Annotated in this window: 18 protein-coding genes; 5 read left to right on the top strand and 13 right to left on the bottom strand. The window is 71.7% G+C overall.

Annotation, left to right across the window (positions count from 1 at the left end; genetic code table 11):
• Window positions 1–16: 16 nt before the first annotated feature.
• The 9 genes from R2J76_RS07060 to R2J76_RS07020 all read right to left on the bottom strand — a co-directional run bounded on the left by R2J76_RS07060 (window position 17) and on the right by R2J76_RS07020 (window position 8986).
• Window positions 17–1540 (bottom strand): type II secretion system protein GspD, encoded by a 1524-nt coding sequence (locus R2J76_RS07060; protein ID WP_316415119.1) that lies wholly within the window; start codon window positions 1538–1540, stop codon window positions 17–19.
• Window positions 1537–2058 (bottom strand): hypothetical protein, encoded by a 522-nt coding sequence (locus R2J76_RS07055; RefSeq protein WP_316415118.1) that lies wholly within the window; start codon window positions 2056–2058, stop codon window positions 1537–1539. The genes R2J76_RS07060 and R2J76_RS07055 overlap by 4 nt, the downstream gene beginning before the upstream one ends.
• 1 nt (window position 2059) lies before the next feature.
• Window positions 2060–2659, bottom strand: a complete 600-nt coding sequence (locus tag R2J76_RS07050; protein WP_316415117.1) for a hypothetical protein — start codon at window positions 2657–2659, stop codon at window positions 2060–2062.
• Window positions 2656–3990: a hypothetical protein gene (locus tag R2J76_RS07045; protein ID WP_316415116.1), complete on the bottom strand. Its 1335-nt coding sequence runs from the start codon at window positions 3988–3990 to the stop codon at window positions 2656–2658. The genes R2J76_RS07050 and R2J76_RS07045 overlap by 4 nt, the downstream gene beginning before the upstream one ends.
• Complete coding sequence (locus tag R2J76_RS07040) at window positions 3975–4766, bottom strand: prepilin-type N-terminal cleavage/methylation domain-containing protein (protein ID WP_316415115.1); 792 nt, start codon at window positions 4764–4766, stop codon at window positions 3975–3977. The genes R2J76_RS07045 and R2J76_RS07040 overlap by 16 nt, the downstream gene beginning before the upstream one ends.
• A complete protein-coding gene (locus R2J76_RS07035) occupies window positions 4759–5949 on the bottom strand; it encodes a type II secretion system F family protein (protein WP_316415114.1) in 1191 nt (396 codons plus the stop codon). Before R2J76_RS07035 ends, R2J76_RS07040 begins: the two co-directional genes overlap by 8 nt.
• A 1-nt stretch (window position 5950) precedes the next feature.
• Entirely contained in the window at window positions 5951–7540 is a 1590-nt protein-coding gene (locus R2J76_RS07030) for a GspE/PulE family protein (RefSeq protein ID WP_316415113.1), read from the bottom strand.
• 3 nt (window positions 7541–7543) lie between these two features.
• On the bottom strand, window positions 7544–8236 hold the full coding sequence (locus R2J76_RS07025) for a prepilin-type N-terminal cleavage/methylation domain-containing protein (RefSeq protein WP_316415112.1): 693 nt from the start codon (window positions 8234–8236) through the stop codon (window positions 7544–7546).
• 120 nt (window positions 8237–8356) lie between these two features.
• Window positions 8357–8986, bottom strand: coding sequence for a prepilin-type N-terminal cleavage/methylation domain-containing protein (locus R2J76_RS07020; protein ID WP_316415111.1), 630 nt, complete (start codon window positions 8984–8986; stop codon window positions 8357–8359).
• A gap of 142 nt (window positions 8987–9128) precedes the next feature.
• Here R2J76_RS07020 and R2J76_RS07015 point away from each other — a divergent pair, with 142 nt between their 5' ends.
• Window positions 9129–9749, top strand: coding sequence for an outer membrane beta-barrel protein (locus tag R2J76_RS07015; RefSeq protein WP_316415110.1), 621 nt, complete (start codon window positions 9129–9131; stop codon window positions 9747–9749).
• 206 nt (window positions 9750–9955) lie between these two features.
• On the opposite strand, the gene R2J76_RS07010 is transcribed toward R2J76_RS07015, so the two are convergent.
• Genes R2J76_RS07010 through R2J76_RS07000 form a run of 3 tightly spaced genes read right to left on the bottom strand, consistent with a single transcriptional unit; the run spans window position 9956 to window position 11929 of the window.
• Window positions 9956–10729 (bottom strand): hypothetical protein, encoded by a 774-nt coding sequence (locus R2J76_RS07010; RefSeq protein WP_316415109.1) that lies wholly within the window; start codon window positions 10727–10729, stop codon window positions 9956–9958.
• A 16-nt stretch (window positions 10730–10745) separates the two neighbouring features.
• Window positions 10746–11504 carry a hypothetical protein gene (locus R2J76_RS07005; protein WP_316415108.1) on the bottom strand — a complete coding sequence of 253 codons (759 nt, stop codon included), beginning with the start codon at window positions 11502–11504 and terminating at the stop codon, window positions 10746–10748.
• 11 nt (window positions 11505–11515) lie between these two features.
• Complete coding sequence (locus R2J76_RS07000) at window positions 11516–11929, bottom strand: thioredoxin family protein (protein ID WP_316415107.1); 414 nt, start codon at window positions 11927–11929, stop codon at window positions 11516–11518.
• Between the two features lie 116 nt (window positions 11930–12045).
• Between R2J76_RS07000 and R2J76_RS06995 the strand changes: the two genes are divergently transcribed.
• Genes R2J76_RS06995 through cysS form a run of 3 tightly spaced genes read left to right on the top strand, consistent with a single transcriptional unit; the run spans window position 12046 to window position 14251 of the window.
• Entirely contained in the window at window positions 12046–12384 is a 339-nt protein-coding gene (locus R2J76_RS06995; protein ID WP_316415106.1) for a hypothetical protein, read from the top strand.
• Between the two features lie 4 nt (window positions 12385–12388).
• The gene (locus R2J76_RS06990; RefSeq protein ID WP_316415103.1) at window positions 12389–12790 is read left to right on the top strand and encodes an acyl-CoA thioesterase; all 402 of its coding nucleotides are present in this window, start codon (window positions 12389–12391) and stop codon (window positions 12788–12790) included.
• Between the two features lie 9 nt (window positions 12791–12799).
• Window positions 12800–14251 carry a cysteine--tRNA ligase gene (cysS, locus tag R2J76_RS06985; RefSeq protein WP_316415102.1) on the top strand — a complete coding sequence of 484 codons (1452 nt, stop codon included), beginning with the start codon at window positions 12800–12802 and terminating at the stop codon, window positions 14249–14251.
• Between the two features lie 247 nt (window positions 14252–14498).
• Here cysS and R2J76_RS06980 read toward each other — a convergent pair whose 3' ends face one another.
• Window positions 14499–15473 (bottom strand): glycosyltransferase family 9 protein, encoded by a 975-nt coding sequence (locus R2J76_RS06980; RefSeq protein WP_316415101.1) that lies wholly within the window; start codon window positions 15471–15473, stop codon window positions 14499–14501.
• Window positions 15474–15601: 128 nt separating this feature from the next.
• On the opposite strand from R2J76_RS06980, the gene R2J76_RS06975 reads away from it, so the two are divergent.
• A complete protein-coding gene (locus tag R2J76_RS06975) occupies window positions 15602–16510 on the top strand; it encodes a sensor domain-containing protein (protein WP_316415100.1) in 909 nt (302 codons plus the stop codon).
• Window positions 16511–16556: the final 46 nt, after the last annotated feature.

Genomic DNA, 16556 nt, shown 5'->3' with positions numbered 1-16556 from the left:
ACGGCGGCCGGTGAACCTATTCCAGGGGAGCCGGCGCGTCCACCGGCGCGATGCCCTGGATCAGTCCTTGCTCGGCGGCCTTGCGTGCCGCCTGCACCTGGCCGGTGTCCTCCATGAGGGTGGGCGTGATGAAGATCGCCAGTTCGGTCCGCGTGAAGGTCTTCTCGGTCTTGGAGAAGAGGGCGCCGAGGAGGGGGATCCTGCGTACCCAGGGCACGCCGCGGTTGTCCGAGCCCTCCTTCCGGCGGATGATGCCGGCCAGCACCAGGGTCTCGCCGCTGGCCACCCGCACCACGGCGTCCAGGTCCCGGCGGTCCACCACCGGAAGCCGGGTCTCGGCCAGGGGGGGGGCGTTGGGCTGGGGGCTGGGCACCGAGAAGGTCCGCACTTCGGCCACCTCGGAGATGCTGGGATTCACGGAAAGGGAGATGACGCCGTCGTCCCCCACCTGGGGCAGGATGTCCAGGACGATGCCCACCGGCACGATGAGGGGCGCCAGCTGGGCGGCGGCCACGGCGGCGCCCCCGGCCGCCCCGGGGGTGATCTGGCTGCTGGGGAGGGCGTAGGCCTCCTCCCGCACCACCCTCAGGATGGCCTTCTGGTTGTTGAGGGTGGCCAGGCGGGGGGCGCTGAGCACCGTGAGGCGGTTGTCCCGCGCCAGGGCGGCGAGGGTGGCCTGCACCCGGCCCCGCTGGGCCACGAGCTTCAGGAGGCCCTGCCCGGGGGCGACGTTGGGGTTGGCGGTGGATCCGGTCTGGAAGGAGGACAGGGCGGCGTTGCCCGAGGAGGACAGGAGCCCGTTCCAGTCCACCCCCAGCTGGCTGTCGGCCCCCAGGGTGACCTCCACGATGCGGGCCTCCAGGAGCACCTGGCGCTGGCTGCGCGCGCGGGTCTCCTTCAGGAAGGCCTCCACCCTCCGGTGGGTGCCCGGGTCGGCGTTCACGGCCACCAGGCCGGAATTGGGCTGGATGAGCAGGCTCTTGCCGTCGGCGGCGTAGCCCCGGGAACCCGGGGCCCCCGGGGGGGCCCCGGCCTGGCGTTCCACGGTCCGCCCGAAGACCAGCAGCATGAGCCCGCTCTCCACGTCCGCCCAGGGATCGCTGGCGCTGCCCACCTGGACGGTGGACGTGTAGGCGCTCTGGGACGCCGGGCTTGCGCCGCCCTGGGGCACCTGCCCCGAGGCGTTCACCTGGAAGGCCTTGGAACCCGTGCGCTGCATGGCCAGCTGATCCAGGTGGTAGAACCGGAGTCCCGTGTCGCTGCGCTGGATGAAGAGGTTCCGTCCTTCCCGGACGGCGGTCAGGCCCAGCCGGGGCAGCACCTGGTCCAGCAGATCCTGCAGGGTCATGGCCTTGAGATTCATGCCCTGCACGCCGGTGGCCAGCCCCGGCTCGAAGATGAGGTTCAGGTCCGTGTCGGCGGTGGCCGCGCGCAGGACATCCTTGAGATCGGCCTCGTTCACGGCGATGGTCATGCGCTCCGGGGGCGGGGCCGCCCCCAGGGGCAGGAGCAGGAGGGGGAGGAGGAGGACAGGTTTCACGGCGGACTCCCTTGCTTCATGAGGGGGATGCGCACCTCCCCGTGGGGGCCGGTCACCAGGACGCCGGTGCCGGTGATCTTCTTCAGGACGAAGCCGCCTTCCAGCGCATCGCCCTCCCGGCAGGCCCTTCCGCCCATCCACGCCTCCAGGCGGGTGGGGGTTTCCAGCAGGAAATCCAGCCGGGGCACCGGGGCCGCCGCCTGGGGCCGGGGGGCCGGGGCGGGGCCCCGCGCCTCGTTGAGCCCCGTCCACCGGACGGGGTGCGTGCGCGGCGCCCGGGGGGCCACCAGATCCGGGGGGGAGAGGGACTGGCGCCCCGCCAGGAGCAGGGGGAGGACTTCGTTGTCCTCGGCGTAGGCGGAGGCGGGGGCCGGCGGGGCCTGGGCGGCCAGGGGAGCCGGGGACGCGCCGCCCGTCGCGGGCCGGGCCGTGCCGGGGAGGTTCATCCACGCCACGCCCGCCAGGGGCAGCGCGAGGGCGGGCAACAGCCAGCGCCGGTTCCGTTCCACGAAGGACATGTCAGCTCCCGGGCCTCAGCTGAAGGACCCGGAGATGGAGATGCTGGGTCGCGGGGCGGTCCGGGCCCGCCTCCCAGGTGAGCCCCACGGGCTCCAGCAGCGAGTCCACATCGGCCACGGCCGCCAGGGCCTTGAAGAGGTCCCCGGTGGGGCCGGCGACCTCCACGTCCAGGACCCAGCCGTCCACCCGCCGTTCCGGTCCGTCCTGGGCGGCCTCCGCGGGGAAGGCCGCCCGGTCCGCCCGGGAGGGAAGGGTGAAATCGGCCCGCACCGGATCCGTGGCGACCTTCATGCCGGCCACCCGCACCCCCTTGGCCGCGAAGGCCGCGTGCACCTGGGTCACCACCCGGTCCACCTGGGCGAGCCGGGCCGCGTCGTCGGGCACCCAGGCGATCCTCGAGCGCCAGGGGCCCGCGAGGACGGCCCGCTCCTCCCGTCCCAGGGGCGTGAAGGGCCGCGCGTCCTGGGCGGTGGCGTGGGCCGCGTCCAGGCGCCGGCCCAGGGCGGCGGTCCGCCGCGCCGACGGCAGGATGACGGCCCCGACGATCACCGCCGGAACCCCGGCCAGCAGCAGGGCCATGAGCATGCGTTCACCTTTCATGGCGCCGTCCCCGTGAGCCTGAATTTCGCCTGGGCCGCCCCCGGATCATCGCCCACCGTGATGTCCTTCAGGGGTTCCAGCTTCAGCCCGGGCTCCTCCTCCACGTGGCGGACGTAGGCCGCCAGGAACCCCAGGGAGAACAAGCGGCCCGTGCGGGCCGTGCCCTCCACCGTGAAGCGGTGGACCAGGTCGTTGGCGGGGTCCTGGCCGATCTCCACCCGGCCCAGGTCCACCCCCTCGGAGGCCCGCAGGATGCGCAGGCCCAGCCGCTCCAGTTCCGCCGCCTCCCGCCGCTGGCGTTCCTCGGCCCTGCGCAGGCGCAGGAGCCCGAAGCGCTGGCGCGCCGCGGCGTCCCCGTCCCTGGCCAGGGCCTCGCGCCGGCGGGCGGCGGCCTCGGCGGCCACCACCTCCCGGGCCAGGGTCCGTTCGTGGCGAGCCAGGAAGACCTGGGTTCCGGCCCCCAGCACCAGGGCGCCGGCCACCGCCACCCGCACCACCGTCCGCAGCGCGGCGATCCTGCGGGCCTCCCGCAGGCCCGGGGGCAGCAGGTCCAGCCCCCCCCGCTCCAGGCGCGCCCGGTCCGCCCCCCGCGCCAGGAACCCGTCCAGGCCGCCCGGAACCACGGAAAGCTCCAGATCCAGAGCCTCCAGGGTGGGCAGGGCTTCCTCCGGAAGGCCCACGACCGTGAGCCGCGCCGGCGGCGCGTCGCGGTGCTTCTGCCGGAGGTAGTGCAGGAGGAGGGTGAGCTCCTCCGCGGCCAGGCGGGAAAGGGCGGGAAGGGCCTCCCCGGGGAAGGCCGTGGCGGAAGGCAGGCGGAAGGTCCGCGCGAAACGTGGGCCCCGTCCCCGGAAATAGACCAGGCGCGCCTCGTCCCGGTCCGCCAGGAGGAACAGGGCGCTGGGGCCGCCGTCCAGGCCCTCGGCGGCCACGGCCCGCTGCCACGGCAGCGCGCAGAGCACGGTGGCCCCGGCGCCGGCCAGGGCCTCCAGCCAGGCCTCAAGTTCCCGGTGGGGAAAGGCCGCCAGCCAAAGCAGGTGGCCCCCGTCGGCGTGGTCGTCCCGTTCCAGGAAGGGCACGGCGTCCCCGGGCAGGCCGGCCTCCCGGGCCAGCCGGGCCGCCACGTCCCTGCGCTCCCGCGGGGGAAGGAACGGAACCTCGGCGCAGTGCACCGCGGACCCGGCCAGGATCAGCTGCACCCGGGCGCCCGCGGGCAGGGCTTCCCGCAGGGCGGCGGCCTCGCAGGGCACCGGCGCGCCGCCGGACCCGTCCAGCAGGCGCGCGCCGCCTTCCTGGATCAGCAGGGTGTGCACGGGGTTCACAGGTTCACCCACACATCCCGGATCTCCCCGGGGAGCAGATCCAGGGGGAGCGAAAAGGTCTGGAAGGGCCCGTTGTTCCGCTGGTAGCGGGCCCCCACCTCCAGGCCGCCGGCGGGCACGCACACGGTGCGCGTCACCGGGGTTCCCGCCTCCACGGCAAAGGGCGTGGTGCGATTCGGGAGGGCGGCGGTGTTCCCGTAGGCCACATCCGCCATGGCCGAACGGACGCCCTCCGAGGCCACCGTCAGATGGATGTTCACGCAGGCCTCGAGGCTGGCCAGGGGCAGGGGCGTCGACGGGTACGTGAGGCTGTCGGGGCTGTCCCGCCGGCTTGGCCCGGGGCTGTACACCTGGACCGCGCCGTTGACCACCCGGAGCTGGATGGGGCTGCCCCAGGCGTCCACCGGAAGCCGTCCCCGGAGATCCCCCCGCCAGTACGGCCCGTTCCACCCCCAGCGGAAGGCGGTCCCGTACTGGGGTCCGAAGGCCGGGGTGAACCCGATGGAGAGCTGATGGGCCTCCTGGTAGGTGCGGTCCACCATCAGGCCCAGGGTCCAGGTGCCGTTGGGCGGATTGAAGCCGCAATCCGCGCGCAGGTTCGCCACCCGCCGGTCCCGGAGGCCGAACAGGGCCTCGAAGGCGGCCTTGAGGCTCCGGCGCGTGGCGGCCTCCCGGCGCTGGTCCAGCACCTTGAGGGCCAGGGGCGCCATCATCCCGGCCAGGATCGCCGTCACGGCGATGGCCACCGCCGCCTCCACCAGACTGAATCCGCGGTCGTCCCTAGGCATTGATCCCCCCGATCAGGGTGTAGAGCGGCAGCAGCACCGCCGTGGCCAGGAAGAGCAGGAGGCAGGCCATGAGGATCTTCACCGCCGGGTCCACCAGCTGGAAGGCCAGGCCCACCGCCTCGTCCACCTCGGCGTCCAGGTGGGCCGCGGCCCGGTCCAGGGTTTCCCCCAGGTGCCCGGTCTCCTCCCCCAGGGCCAGCATGCGCAGCACCAGCTGGGGCACCTGGCCGGTGCCGGCGGCGGAGGCCGCGAGGCCCCGGCCCTGCTCCACGCCGGAGCGCATGGCCCGCACCGCCAGGCGCATGCGGGCATTGCCCGTCACCTCCTCGCAGGCCCGCAGGGCCTGCACCAGGGGCAGGCCGGCCCGGTGCTGGGCGGCCAGGAAGTGGGCGAAGCGGGAGAGGGCCATGCGCGCGATGAGGCGGCCCACCACGGGCACCCGCAGGAGGGCCGTGTCCCAGGCCAGCCGGAACCCGGGGCGGCGCAGGGCCAGGGCCAGCCCCCCCCGCAGGGCGGCGGGAACCGCCACCGCCACCCACCCGAACCGGCCCAGGCCCCGCCCCAGGGCCAGGAGGGCCCGGGTCACCCGCGGCAGCGGGATGTCCAGGTCCTCCAGGAGCCGCAGGATGGGCGGCAGGCTGAAGATGCTGATCAGCAGGATCACCACCGCCAGCACGGCGGCGAGGATCAGGGGATAGGTCGCGGCTTTGCGCACCCGGGCCCGGAAGGCGATCCTCCAGTCCACGAGGCTTATGACGGCGTGCAGCGCCTCATCCAGCCGGCCAGCGGCCTCCCCGGCCCGCACCATGCCCACGTGCACGGGGAGGAAGAGCCCCGGATGGGCGGCCATGGCCGCGGAGAAGGCGGCCCCTTCCTCCACCCGCGCCGCCAGGTCCAGGGCCGCCGCCTCCAGGCGCGGGCGCCCGGGATCCCGGAAATCCCGCAGGGCGGTGAGGAGCGGGATGCCCGCCTCCAGGTACGTGGCGAGATGATGCAGGAGCGGAGGGAGATCCCCGGGCCCGGCCTTGCCCTGGGCCCGGGCGGGCGCGGCGGCTTCGGCCCGCACCAGGAACAACCCTTCGGCGGCCAGGACCGGCGCCAGGGCCCCCGGGGAGTCCGCCAGGCGCAGGCCCCGCACGGCCGCACCGGCCCGGCTGCGGGCGAGGAAGGCGTACCTGGGCACCCTAGGCCTCCTCGGCGGCCACGCGCCGGGCTTCGGTCGCGGAGATGAGCCCCTGGGCCGCCAGGGCCAGGGCATGCTCACCCAGGCTCCCCTTGCCCTGGCGCCGGGCCTCCGCCTCGATGGCGGGCGCCGCGGCCCCCGCGGCGATGAGATCGCGCACCGCGGGGGTGATGGGCAGCAGATCGTGGATGGCCCGCCGTCCCCACACCCCGGTGGCGCCGCAGGCCGGACAGCCCCGCCCCCCGCAGGCGGCGCACAGCAGGCGAACCAGGCGCTGCGCATGGATGGCCAGCAGCGTCTCCGCCAGGTCCCCGCCCGTGGCGCCCAGGTCCCGGAGCCGCGCCAGGGCGCCCACGGGCTGCCCGGCGTGGAGGGTCGCCAGCACCAGGTGTCCCGTCATGGCCGCGCGCAGGGCGATGGAGGCCGTCTCCCCGTCCCGGATCTCGCCCACCAGGATGACGTCGGGATCCTGGCGCAGGAGGCCCCGCAGGCCCGAGGCGAAGGTGATCCCGGCCTTGGGGTTCACGCCCACCTGGGTGACCAGGGGGAGCTCGTACTCCACCGGGTCCTCCACCGTCACCAGGCAGCGCTCGGAGCTGTTGAGGGCGTGGAGGGCGGAATAGAGGGTGGTGGTCTTTCCGCTGCCCGTGGGACCGGTCACCAGCAGCAGGCCGTGGGGCCTCTGGAGCAGCGCCTCGAACCGCTCCTGGATCCGCCCGGGCATGCCCAGCTGATCCAGGCCCTGCACCAGGTTGGTCTTGTCCAGGAGGCGCAGCACCGCCTTTTCCCCGTGGCGGGCCGGCAGGAAGCTGGCCCGCACGTCCAGGGTCCGCCGGCCCAGGGGCAGGCTGAAACGCCCGTCCTGGGGGCGCCGGGATTCCGACAGATCCACCTCCGCCAGGACCTTCAGGCGGGCCAACACGGCCGGTTGCAGGGCCTTGGGCAGACTGGGCCCCTGAACCAGGGAACCGTCCACCCGGAAGCGGGTGAGGACGGTGCGTTCATCGGGCTGGATATGCACATCCGTGGCCCGGTCCCGGATGGCTTTGGCGAGCAACTGGTCCACCAGTCGTGTCATGGAGCGTTCCGCGTCTCCCTCCTCCGCCCGCACAATGGCCTCCTCCAGCACCTGCTCCAGGGACTGTCCCGAGCCCTGGACCCGGGCCGCGCAGGCCAGCAGGTCCTCCTCGGCGGCGCACACCACCGTGATGCGCAGCAGGGTGTGGCCCTCCACCTCGGCCAGGGCGTCCAGGTCGAACACGTTGGCCATGGCCAGGCGCAGATCCCGGCCCTTGCGGTCCAGGGGCAGCACCCTCAGGCGCCGGGCCATGGCCTCCGGCACCAGGGCCACCGCCTCCGCGTCGGGGATCAGGTCCCCCAGGTGCACGAAGGGCACCCCCGCCTGGTCCGCCAGGGCCTCGCCCAGGGCGGAGGGGGTCACGAGGCCCAGCCGGAGAAGGATCTCCCCCAGCAGGGCCCCGGTGCGCCCCTGTTCCAGGAGGGCCAGTTCCAGCTGACGGCCCGTGAGCAGGCCCCGGTCCTGGAGCCGCTCACCCAGGCGTCTGCGAATCCCGGGAACCGTCGAGGCCATGGGCTAGTTGACCCGGACCGCCAGGTTGGTTTCGGACTGGCCGTTGTAGTTCCAGTTCGTGGGGTAGGTGCCCGGATAGGCCCCCCCGACGGCGCCCGGCCTCGCCACGCCACCGGCCAGCACCAGGTTGACGTCCAGGATGGTCCGCCCTTCCCCGGCGGAGACCACCCAGATGGGGCCTCCCGAGGCCTGGCCATTGGCGTTGTAGCCCAGGATCACGTAGGCGTTGCCCCAGGGGTCGGTCCGCCGGGCAGCATCCGCGGCCAGGTAGGGCCCCTTGTAGCCGAATTCGTCTCCGGCCACCCGGGCGGGGAAACCGAACAGCGCGTTCCCCAGCACGTCGTGCACGGCGACGGACAGCAGGTTCTCCAGGGTGTTGAACCCCCGGGCGGGAAGGGCCGCCGCGGCGGCCCCCGCGGCGGCCGCCACCTCCGGGATCCGTCCCTCCGTATACCACACCGCATCGCCCGCCCCCGAGGGGCCGCCGCCGGCGACCGCCGCCCGGGGCCGGGTGCCCGTGTCCTTCATCTGGTGCGCCAGGGCCCCGGCGATGACCATGAGGTCGTTGCGGGCCCGGGCCATCTTGGCGTCCCGCATGCTCTTCAGCACGAGGGGGATGATGATGCCCGACAGCACGGCCACCACGCCGATGGCGACGGCGGCCTCCACGAGGGTGAATCCCTTGGTGTTTTTCATTAATGATTCCTTTTACAGAAAGCGGGGACTGACGATGCCCGGCACCGGGGCGCCGGAATTCCCACGGCGTGGCCGCTCACTGCAGTATAGGCAGAAAATATTAATAAAAAATATTTTTTTTCACCGTACCTGGACCATGAGATTCCCGGCGGAGAGGCCCGCGGGGTTCCAGGGACCTCCGGTCAGGTTTCCGGCCTCCACGGTGCCCTCCTCCCCCAGGCACACGATGCGGATGGGCAGGCCAAGATCCTGGCCATTCCCGTTGTATCCCAGGATCAGGTAGGCGTTGCCCCAGGGGTCCGTCAGGCGTGCCGTGGGCTCGCTCAGGTAGGGCCCCCGGTACCGGAACCGGTCCCGAAAATCCAGGTCGCCCAGGCCGAACAGCGCGTTGGCCCGGCCCAAGGTCCGGTCCGTTCCCGCGGCGGGGGCCGTGAACAGGTTCTGGAAGGACTGCCCCGCGTCCCCGGGCCCCCAGGGGGCACCCCCCGGCCGCCGGCCCTCCGAATGCCACAGGATGTCCCCACGTCCGTCCGCCCCTCCCGGCCCCCCCGGGGCCCGGGGCCTGCAGCCGGTATCCTTCATCTGGCTCACCAGGGCCGCCGCGATGACATTCATGTCCTTGCGGGCACGGGCCAAGCGGGCGTCCGTCATGGACTTGAGGAACAGGGGAAGGGCGGCTCCCGCCAGGATGGCCGCCACGGCGATGACCACCACCGCCTCCACCAGGGAGAATCCTTCGGGACGTTGCATGGGGCTCCCTTAGATATTTATTAATTATGGCGCCTGGAGCCCGCCGCGCCAAGGGGAGACCGAACAATCCGATCCTCCCCCACCCGGCCATTGCCAAAGACGATTGAAAGATTATTATTAATCATTTGTCAAGGAGCCTTCCATGCCCAGCCTCTCGCCCCTTCTTCTGGCGGCTTCCGCCCTGGCCGCCCTTTCCCCCCTCGGCGCCGCGGACCTGGATGCCCCCATGCGCTTCGGCCTCCAGGCCACGGCTGCCCGCCCCCTCCAGGACCTGGGCACCATCACCCGGCGCACCGGAATGGGCGCGGGGGCCTTCGCCGAAGTGGACCAGGGCCCGGGCTGGACCCTGCGCACCCGCATCGATTTCCTGGCGTTCAAGGAGGACGCCGCCCGGACCCGGACCCTCCTGGACGGCCTGATGCCGCCCCGCGCGCTCAAGGTGAGCGCCAACCAGTTCTCGGTGGGGGTGGACCTGCGGAAGACCCTGTTCCCCCTCCGGGTGCGGGGCCCCTTCCTCCTGGCCGGCGTATCCCTGAGCCGGGTCGAATTCGAGACCGTGGGCCCGGTGCCCTCCGGCGCCGGAATCGGCTGGAGCAAGGAAAAGTCCTCCGTGAAGTTCGGCCTGGCGGCGGGGGCCGGCTACCGGTTCACCGACGCCCTGGCCTTCACCGTGCGCTACGCCTCCACCAACCTGGGCGGCCTGACCATGGCCTCGGTGGAGGGGGGCCTGGAATTCCGGTTCCCGGCGGGGTGGACGGAATAACAGCTCTTTTCCTTTCCCAGCGCCCCAGACTCGACGCAGTGCGTCTCGTCCTCTGCGCCCCAGCGTTTATTCTTTTCGATGGGTCTTCCGACCCGCTCGGGACAAGCCGTTCCGGGCTTCATCCCCACGACGGTGCAGACATTGGGCCAATAAGGTGCCGAAAACGTCCTGGTGCTTTGCAGGACCGGATGGGTCGGAATGTCGGGCTAGAACTTCAGCACAAGCCCAAAGCCCGTGCCCGTCCGGTCCAGCTCGATGGCCAGGTCCTTGGAGATGCTGTCCGTGGGCACCTTCCAGGACTCCGACGCGGTGAAGACCCGAACGCCAAGCCAGGGGAGGGGGAAGAAGCGCGCGTCGGCCCCGGCGTTCCGGTACGTGGCGCCCTTGTAGCCCAGGTAGTGGTAGTAGCCCCGGAGGACCAACCGGCCCTCCAGGCCGTAGTACCCCACCGAAGGGCCCAGCTGGGGCATGGGGAGGCCCGACTTGAAGGAGGCCTGGGAGGTGAGGCCTGTCAGGTAGCTCGTTCCGGTGGCCTTGAGATCCAGGGCGGTGCCGCGCACCCCCAGATCCACGCCGATCCAGAAGCCGGGCGTCCGCATGAACCGGATGGTCCAGTTCCCGGTGTAGTTGGTCACCTTCACGGAGGTGGCCACGGTGGCCTGGGCGTTCCAGGTCTGGCCGGAAATGGTGACATCCCGCGTGATCAGATTGGACCCCAGGTAGTCCTGGGATTCCACGGCAAGCTCGAGGCCGAAGCGGGGCCCCTGGTATTCCAGGCCCACCCCCACCTTCGCGCCGTCCTTGGCCAGGGCCAGATCCTTGACGATATCGAAATTGACCGGCTTGCCGTCCTGCATGCCGGTGTAGTTCCCCTCCAGGGTCGGCGCCACCCGGTGCAGGTCCAGGTACCAGGCGCCGGGGGCCTGGGCGAGGGCGGGCAGCGACGCCGCCATGGCTGCCGAAAGGACCAGAGTCCGCATGTGACCTCCCTGGGAGCTATCCGAGCGTGATGACGCCGCCGTTGATGGTGACCGTGCCGTGGTCGAAGAGGGCCGTCACGGTTTCGCGGGTGGCCGTGCCCGAGGTGCGGTTGTCCTGGATGACCAGCTTGCCGGTCACGGGGTACGCGCCGCCCTTGACCCAGGTGAGGGGCGAGGCGGGGTCGATCTGGATGCTGACGCTGTCTCCGGCCGCGGTGGCCACCGCGAAGCTGCCCGAGAGGCTGAACCCCGTGGAGGTGGTGGTGCTGGACAGGCCGCAGGTGAAGGTCCAGGCCTTGCTGTTGGCCGGGGTGGCCGTGTCCGTGACGGTGATCTTGAAGCCCGGGTTCGCGGTCAGGGTGCCGGCCGCGCCGTTCACCGTCGCCGTGAGGCTGCCGGAGTACACCCACTGGGCGGTGGAACTGCGGGTGTTCACCAGGGATCCGAAGGTCTCGGTGTAGGTGTGGGTGGACCCCGACAGGGCGTCGGCCAGGGTCAGGGTGCCGGCGAGGGTCCCCCCGCTGGCCGACCTGCACCCCGCCAGGGCCAGGGTGGCGGTGGAGCCGTTCACCGTGGGGGTGACGCAGGCCGGGTAGGCGCCGCCCAGGACCCCGGGCAGGGTCGTGAGCACGTCCGTGAACCCGAAAACCGAGATCCCCGCGGGGGATTCCTTGATGGCTTCGGTGTCCGAGGTGTTCGTGTCGAGCTTGGACTCCGTGGCGCACCCCACCAGGGCGGCGATCCCCACGGAGGCCACCAGCATGCGGATCCCCATGACCCCTCCTTTTATTTCTTTGAACTAGCCGACTTGTTGATCCATTCCGCGAAGGGTGCCGCGGGAAGGTAGCCGGGCTGCTGCGAAAGGACCTTCCCGTTCTCGTCCAGGATGAAGAGGGCCGGGAAGCCCTCGACCTTGTACGTTTGCTCGATGCCCTTATCGGCGGTGGGGGAGCCGTCCTTGAATTGGGTCTTGAGGCTGAGGGGGACCACCTTGGCCAGGGCCTCCTGGGCCTGGGGCGAGGGGAAGGTGTCCCGCTGGAGCTTGATGCACCAGCCGCACCACTCGGTCCACACGTCCATGAAGATGACCTTGTGCTCCTTCCGGGCCCGGGCCTGGGCGGCGGCGAGGTTGGTTTCCCACTTCACGTCCTTGGCGAGGAGCGTGCCGGCGACGAGGAACGGGATCAGGAGCAGCTTCATGGGGACCTCCTCAGGTGAGTCCCACCTTACGGCAAGGGCGGCCTAACCGGAAGGGGAACCCGCCCGTAACCCCCTTCGACCGGCCACAACCCAACCGTCCCCTTCCCGGAGGCCCTATGAACCGTGTGTTCGCTTCGCTCGCTCTCTCCACCCTCCTGGCCGGCACCGCCCTGGCCCAGGCCCCGAAGTTCATCCTCGTCGACGTCGTCAGCAAGACGCCCATCGGCCACATGAAGGAGGACGGCCCCAAGGAGGTGCACGTCCGCATGCCCATCTCCCTGGCCAAGGGTGTCCTGGAAATGGCCAATTCCAGCGAGGTGAAGGTCAACGGCAAGACCCGCCGGGATTTCAAGGTGGACCAGCTCATGTCGCTGCTGGAAACCGCCAAGGCGGGGGATCTTCTGCTGGAACTCACCACCGACCGGGGCGACCTGGTGAAGATCACCCTACAATGACGGGATGCCCATAACGTCCGAGACCCTCATCCGCGTGCGATACGCCGAAACCGATGCCATGGGCATCGTCCACCACGCGGTGTACCCCGTGTGGATGGAGCTGGGCCGCTCCGACCTGCTCCGGCAGCTGGGCGACGGCTACACCCGGTGGGAGGCCCAGGGGGTGCGGCTCTCGGTGAGCGGGATCCAGATCACGTACCGGGCTCCGGCCCGGTACGACGAACTGGTCACCGTCACCACCCGCGTGAAGGAGGCCAGCCGAAGGAAGCTGGTGTTCGCCTACGAGGTCACCCGCGACGGCGTGCGCCTCGCCCAGGGCGAGACCCTCCACCTGGTCACGGGTCCCGACGGCCGGAACCGCACCCTCCCCGACGGGATGCTGGCCCTGGTGGCGTCCGCCCTATAAACTGGGCCCATGAGCCTCAAGCCGATCTCCCTCCACAACACCCTGACCCGGAAGGTGGAACCGGTGGAGCCCCTGGCGCCGGGGGTGGTCACCATGTACACCTGCGGGCCCACGGTCTACAACTTCGCCCACATCGGCAACCTGAGGACCTTCCTCTTCCAGGACCTCCTGAAGCGCACCTTCCTGGCCGCGGGCTACCAGGTGCGCCACTGCATGAACATCACGGACGTCGAGGACAAGATCATCCGCGACTCCCAGAAGGGCCTGGCCCCAGACGCCGGCAACGAGGCCCGCCACGCGGCCATGGCCGAGCTCACCGCCCTCTACACCCAGGCCTTCCTGGACGACCTGGGGGCCCTGCGGGTCATCCCCCCCACGTACACGCCCCGGGCCACCGCCTACATCCCCCAGATGATCGCCCTCATCCGCAGCCTGGAGGAGCGGGGCCTGGCCTACGTGCGGGACGGCTCCGTGTACTACCGCATCGCCGGGCTGCCCCACTACGGGTGCCTGGCCCACCTGGACCGCGAAGGCATGAAGGCGGGGACCTCCGTGGACGCCGACGAGTACGAGCGGGACGCCGTCCAGGACTTCGTGCTCTGGAAGGCCGCCAAGGAGGGCGAGCCCTGGTGGCAGAGCCCCTGGGGCCCCGGCAGGCCGGGCTGGCACATCGAGTGCTCGGCCATGGGCATCGAGCTCCTGGGCCCCCGGGTGGACATCCACAGCGGCGGCGTGGACCTGGTGTTCCCCCACCACGAGAACGAGATCGCCCAGAGCGAAGGCAGCCTGGGGCACCGCTGGGTCAACACCTGGGTGCACGGGGAGTTCCTCCTGGTGGAGAACGAGAAGATGTCCAAGAGCCTGGGCAACTTCTACACGCTGCGCGACCTGGTGGCCAAGGGCTACGACCCCGCCACGTTCCGGTTCACGATCCAGTCCAACCACTACCGCAAGGTCCTGAACTTCTCCTTCGAGGGCCTCAAGGGCGCCGAGAACGCCCTGCGGCGCATCCGCCAGTTCCGCAAGCGCATGGAGGGCGACGGCGCCCAGGCCGGCCAGGGCGCCATGAAGGAGGCCCTGGATCCCGTGGCGCGGGTGGCCCAGGCCCGGGAGGGCTTCTGGGCCGGCATGGCCGACGACCTCAACGCCCCCGAGGCCCTTGCGGCCCTCTTCACCCTCATCACCGACATCAACGCCCAGGACGACCGGGTGGCCCTCACCCGGGAGGAGCGGGACGCGGTGCTGGCCTTCCTGGACGAGACCAACGCCGTCTTCGCCTGCTGGCCCCACGAGGAGGAGGCCTCCCTGGACGCCGAGGTGGAGGCCCTCATCGAGCGCCGCAGGGCCGCCAAGGCCGCCAAGGACTGGGCGGAGTCCGACCGCGTGCGGGACCAGCTCAAGGGCATGGGCATCCTCCTGGAAGACCGCAAGGACGGCACCGTAGGCTGGAGGAAGGCCTAGCCGCCCCGGTTCATCGCTGAGGGCCGGCCCTTCAGCAACGGAAGGCTATCGAGGTCACCCCCTCTTTCATCCCCTTCATCCTGTTCATCCCGTCATATCCCTGTTCCCGCAGGGCCAGCGATGAGGTGGGGCGGCGCGTCGCGGATCCGCATGCGCCGTCCCATCCCTGCTCTGGCCCTGCTGGAACAGGGATGAAATCGGATGAACAGGATGAAGGGGATCAGCGGCCGTGATCGCTGGGGGGGGGCTAGAGCGCGGCGGCCACCAAATCCGGCTCCAGTTCCTCCAGGCACTGGCGGCGCTGACAGTTCCGCTCCCGGCAGGGGGAGCATTCGATGCCAGTGCGCAGGACGGTGCCGGCGCCCTCCGGGAGCCCGGCCACCACGGGGTCCGAGCCGCCGTAGATGCCCACGGCCTGCACGCCCAGGACCACGGCCAGGTGCAGCAGGCCGGTGTCGGGGGCCACGACCCGGTCGGCCTGGCGCAGGGCGGCGGCCAAGTGCCACAGGCCCAGGGGGGGCAGCGCCTCCACGCCGGTGGCGGCGGGGAGCCAGGACCGCAGGTCCTCCTCCTCGGGGCCCAGGGACCAGCGCAGCTGGTGGCGGCCCTTGAGGCGCTCCGCCAGGGCGATCCAGTGGCGCAGGGGCCAGCGCTTGATGGCGCCCCGCCGGGAGGCCCCGGGCACCAGGACGGTCCGGGGCCTCCCGTCCCCGGCCCACACCGGGCCCGGGTCCGGCAGGGGGGCGTCGGCCAGGGCGGGGTGGAATTCCCCCAGGCCGGCGACGCCCCGGTCCAGGCCGAAGGCGCCGGCCAGGCCCAGGGCCTGGGCGTAGCGGGTCTGGCGGCGGAACGGCAGGGGCCGGGTCTGGAGGAACCGCGCCCCCTCCCGGGCGAGGCCGTCCCCCCAGCGCTCGGGCAGGTCCGCCATCCACGGCGCCAGGGCGGATTTCAGGATGCCGTGGAAGTCCAGGGACGCGTCCGCCCCGCGCAGTTCCCCGGCCACCCGCCGCAATTCCCCCAGGGCGGAGAGGGGGTTGGCCAGGCGGCTCCGGCGCACCACCACCGGTTCCAGCCAGGGCATGGGCGCCAGGAGGAAGGCATGGCGGTCCTCCACCACGGCCTGGAAACGCGCGCCGGGGAAGGCCCGGCCCAGGTTGGCCCAGGCGGGCAGGACCCGGAGCACGTCCCCCAGGGCTGAAAGGCGGAGCAGTACGATGCGCATGGGGGCGATTCTACTACCTGCCGGTCCCGGGCGGATGCTCACCGGTGGGGCCTTCCCGGTGGCCGATTCCCGGGGCGACGGCGGAGGGGCGAAGCCTTACCCTGGTTCCAGAGCCCCCAGGAGCAGCCGTGTCCGAGATCCGAACCTACCTCCAGTCCCTTCACATGGCCATGGCCGGCAGCGACCCCGCCCTGGTGCAGGACGCCCTGGCCGAAACCGAGGCGAAGTTCCGCAGGGAGCGGGAACGCCTGGCCTGGGCGGAGCCCATGCTCTCGGGACCCGAGGCCGTGGCCCGGATCCTGGCCTCCCTGGGCGCCCCGGAGGACCGGGCCGAGACCTACCGCCAGCGGGAGCGGGTGGTGGCCGAGGTCCTGGCCCCGGCCCCGGAAGCGGCCGAACCCGGGGAGGAGCCCCCCCCGGCCCGCCCCTGGCCGTCCTTCTTCGGGGTGTTCCTGGACCCCCGGGCCTACACCTCCCTGGTGTACCTCCTCATGGCCATGTTCACGGGCGTCCTCTACTTCACCTGGGCGGTGACGGGGCTCTGCCTTTCCCTGGGGTTCCTGATCCTCATCATCGGCCTGCCGCTCCTGGTGCTGTTCCTGGGCTCCGTGCGGGCCCTGGGCCTGGGGGAGGGGCGCCTGGTGGAGGCAATGCTGGACGTGCGCATGCCCCGGCGGCCCCCCCTCCTCCCCGAAGGGAAGACCTGGGTGGACCGCCTCAAGGGGCTCTTCGTGGATTCCTACACCTGGAAGTGCCTCGTATACCTGGTCCTCCACCTGCCCCTGGGGATCCTCAGCTTCACCTTCGCCCTCCTGGGGATCACATTCAGCCTGGCGCTGGTGGCCGCCCCCCTGGCCCACTGGATTTTCCACGAGCCGATCATCGTCAGCTTCAGCCAGGAGTACACCCTCCCCATCTGGGTGGAGGTGCTCCTGCCCCTGGGGGGCATCCTGGGCCTGGCCGGGACCCTCCACCTGGCCCTGGGCCTGGGGCGGATGCACGGGGCCATGGCCCGGGCGCTCCTGGTGCGGCGCTGAAGCTTGCGCATTTGGTCATAGCTTTCCACCTTTGCAAAAAAGCCCC

The organism is Mesoterricola silvestris (assembly GCF_030295405.1).
GTDB classification, from domain to species: domain Bacteria; phylum Acidobacteriota; class Holophagae; order Holophagales; family Holophagaceae; genus Mesoterricola; species Mesoterricola silvestris.
This window is presented reverse-complemented; position numbering and strand designations above follow the sequence as displayed.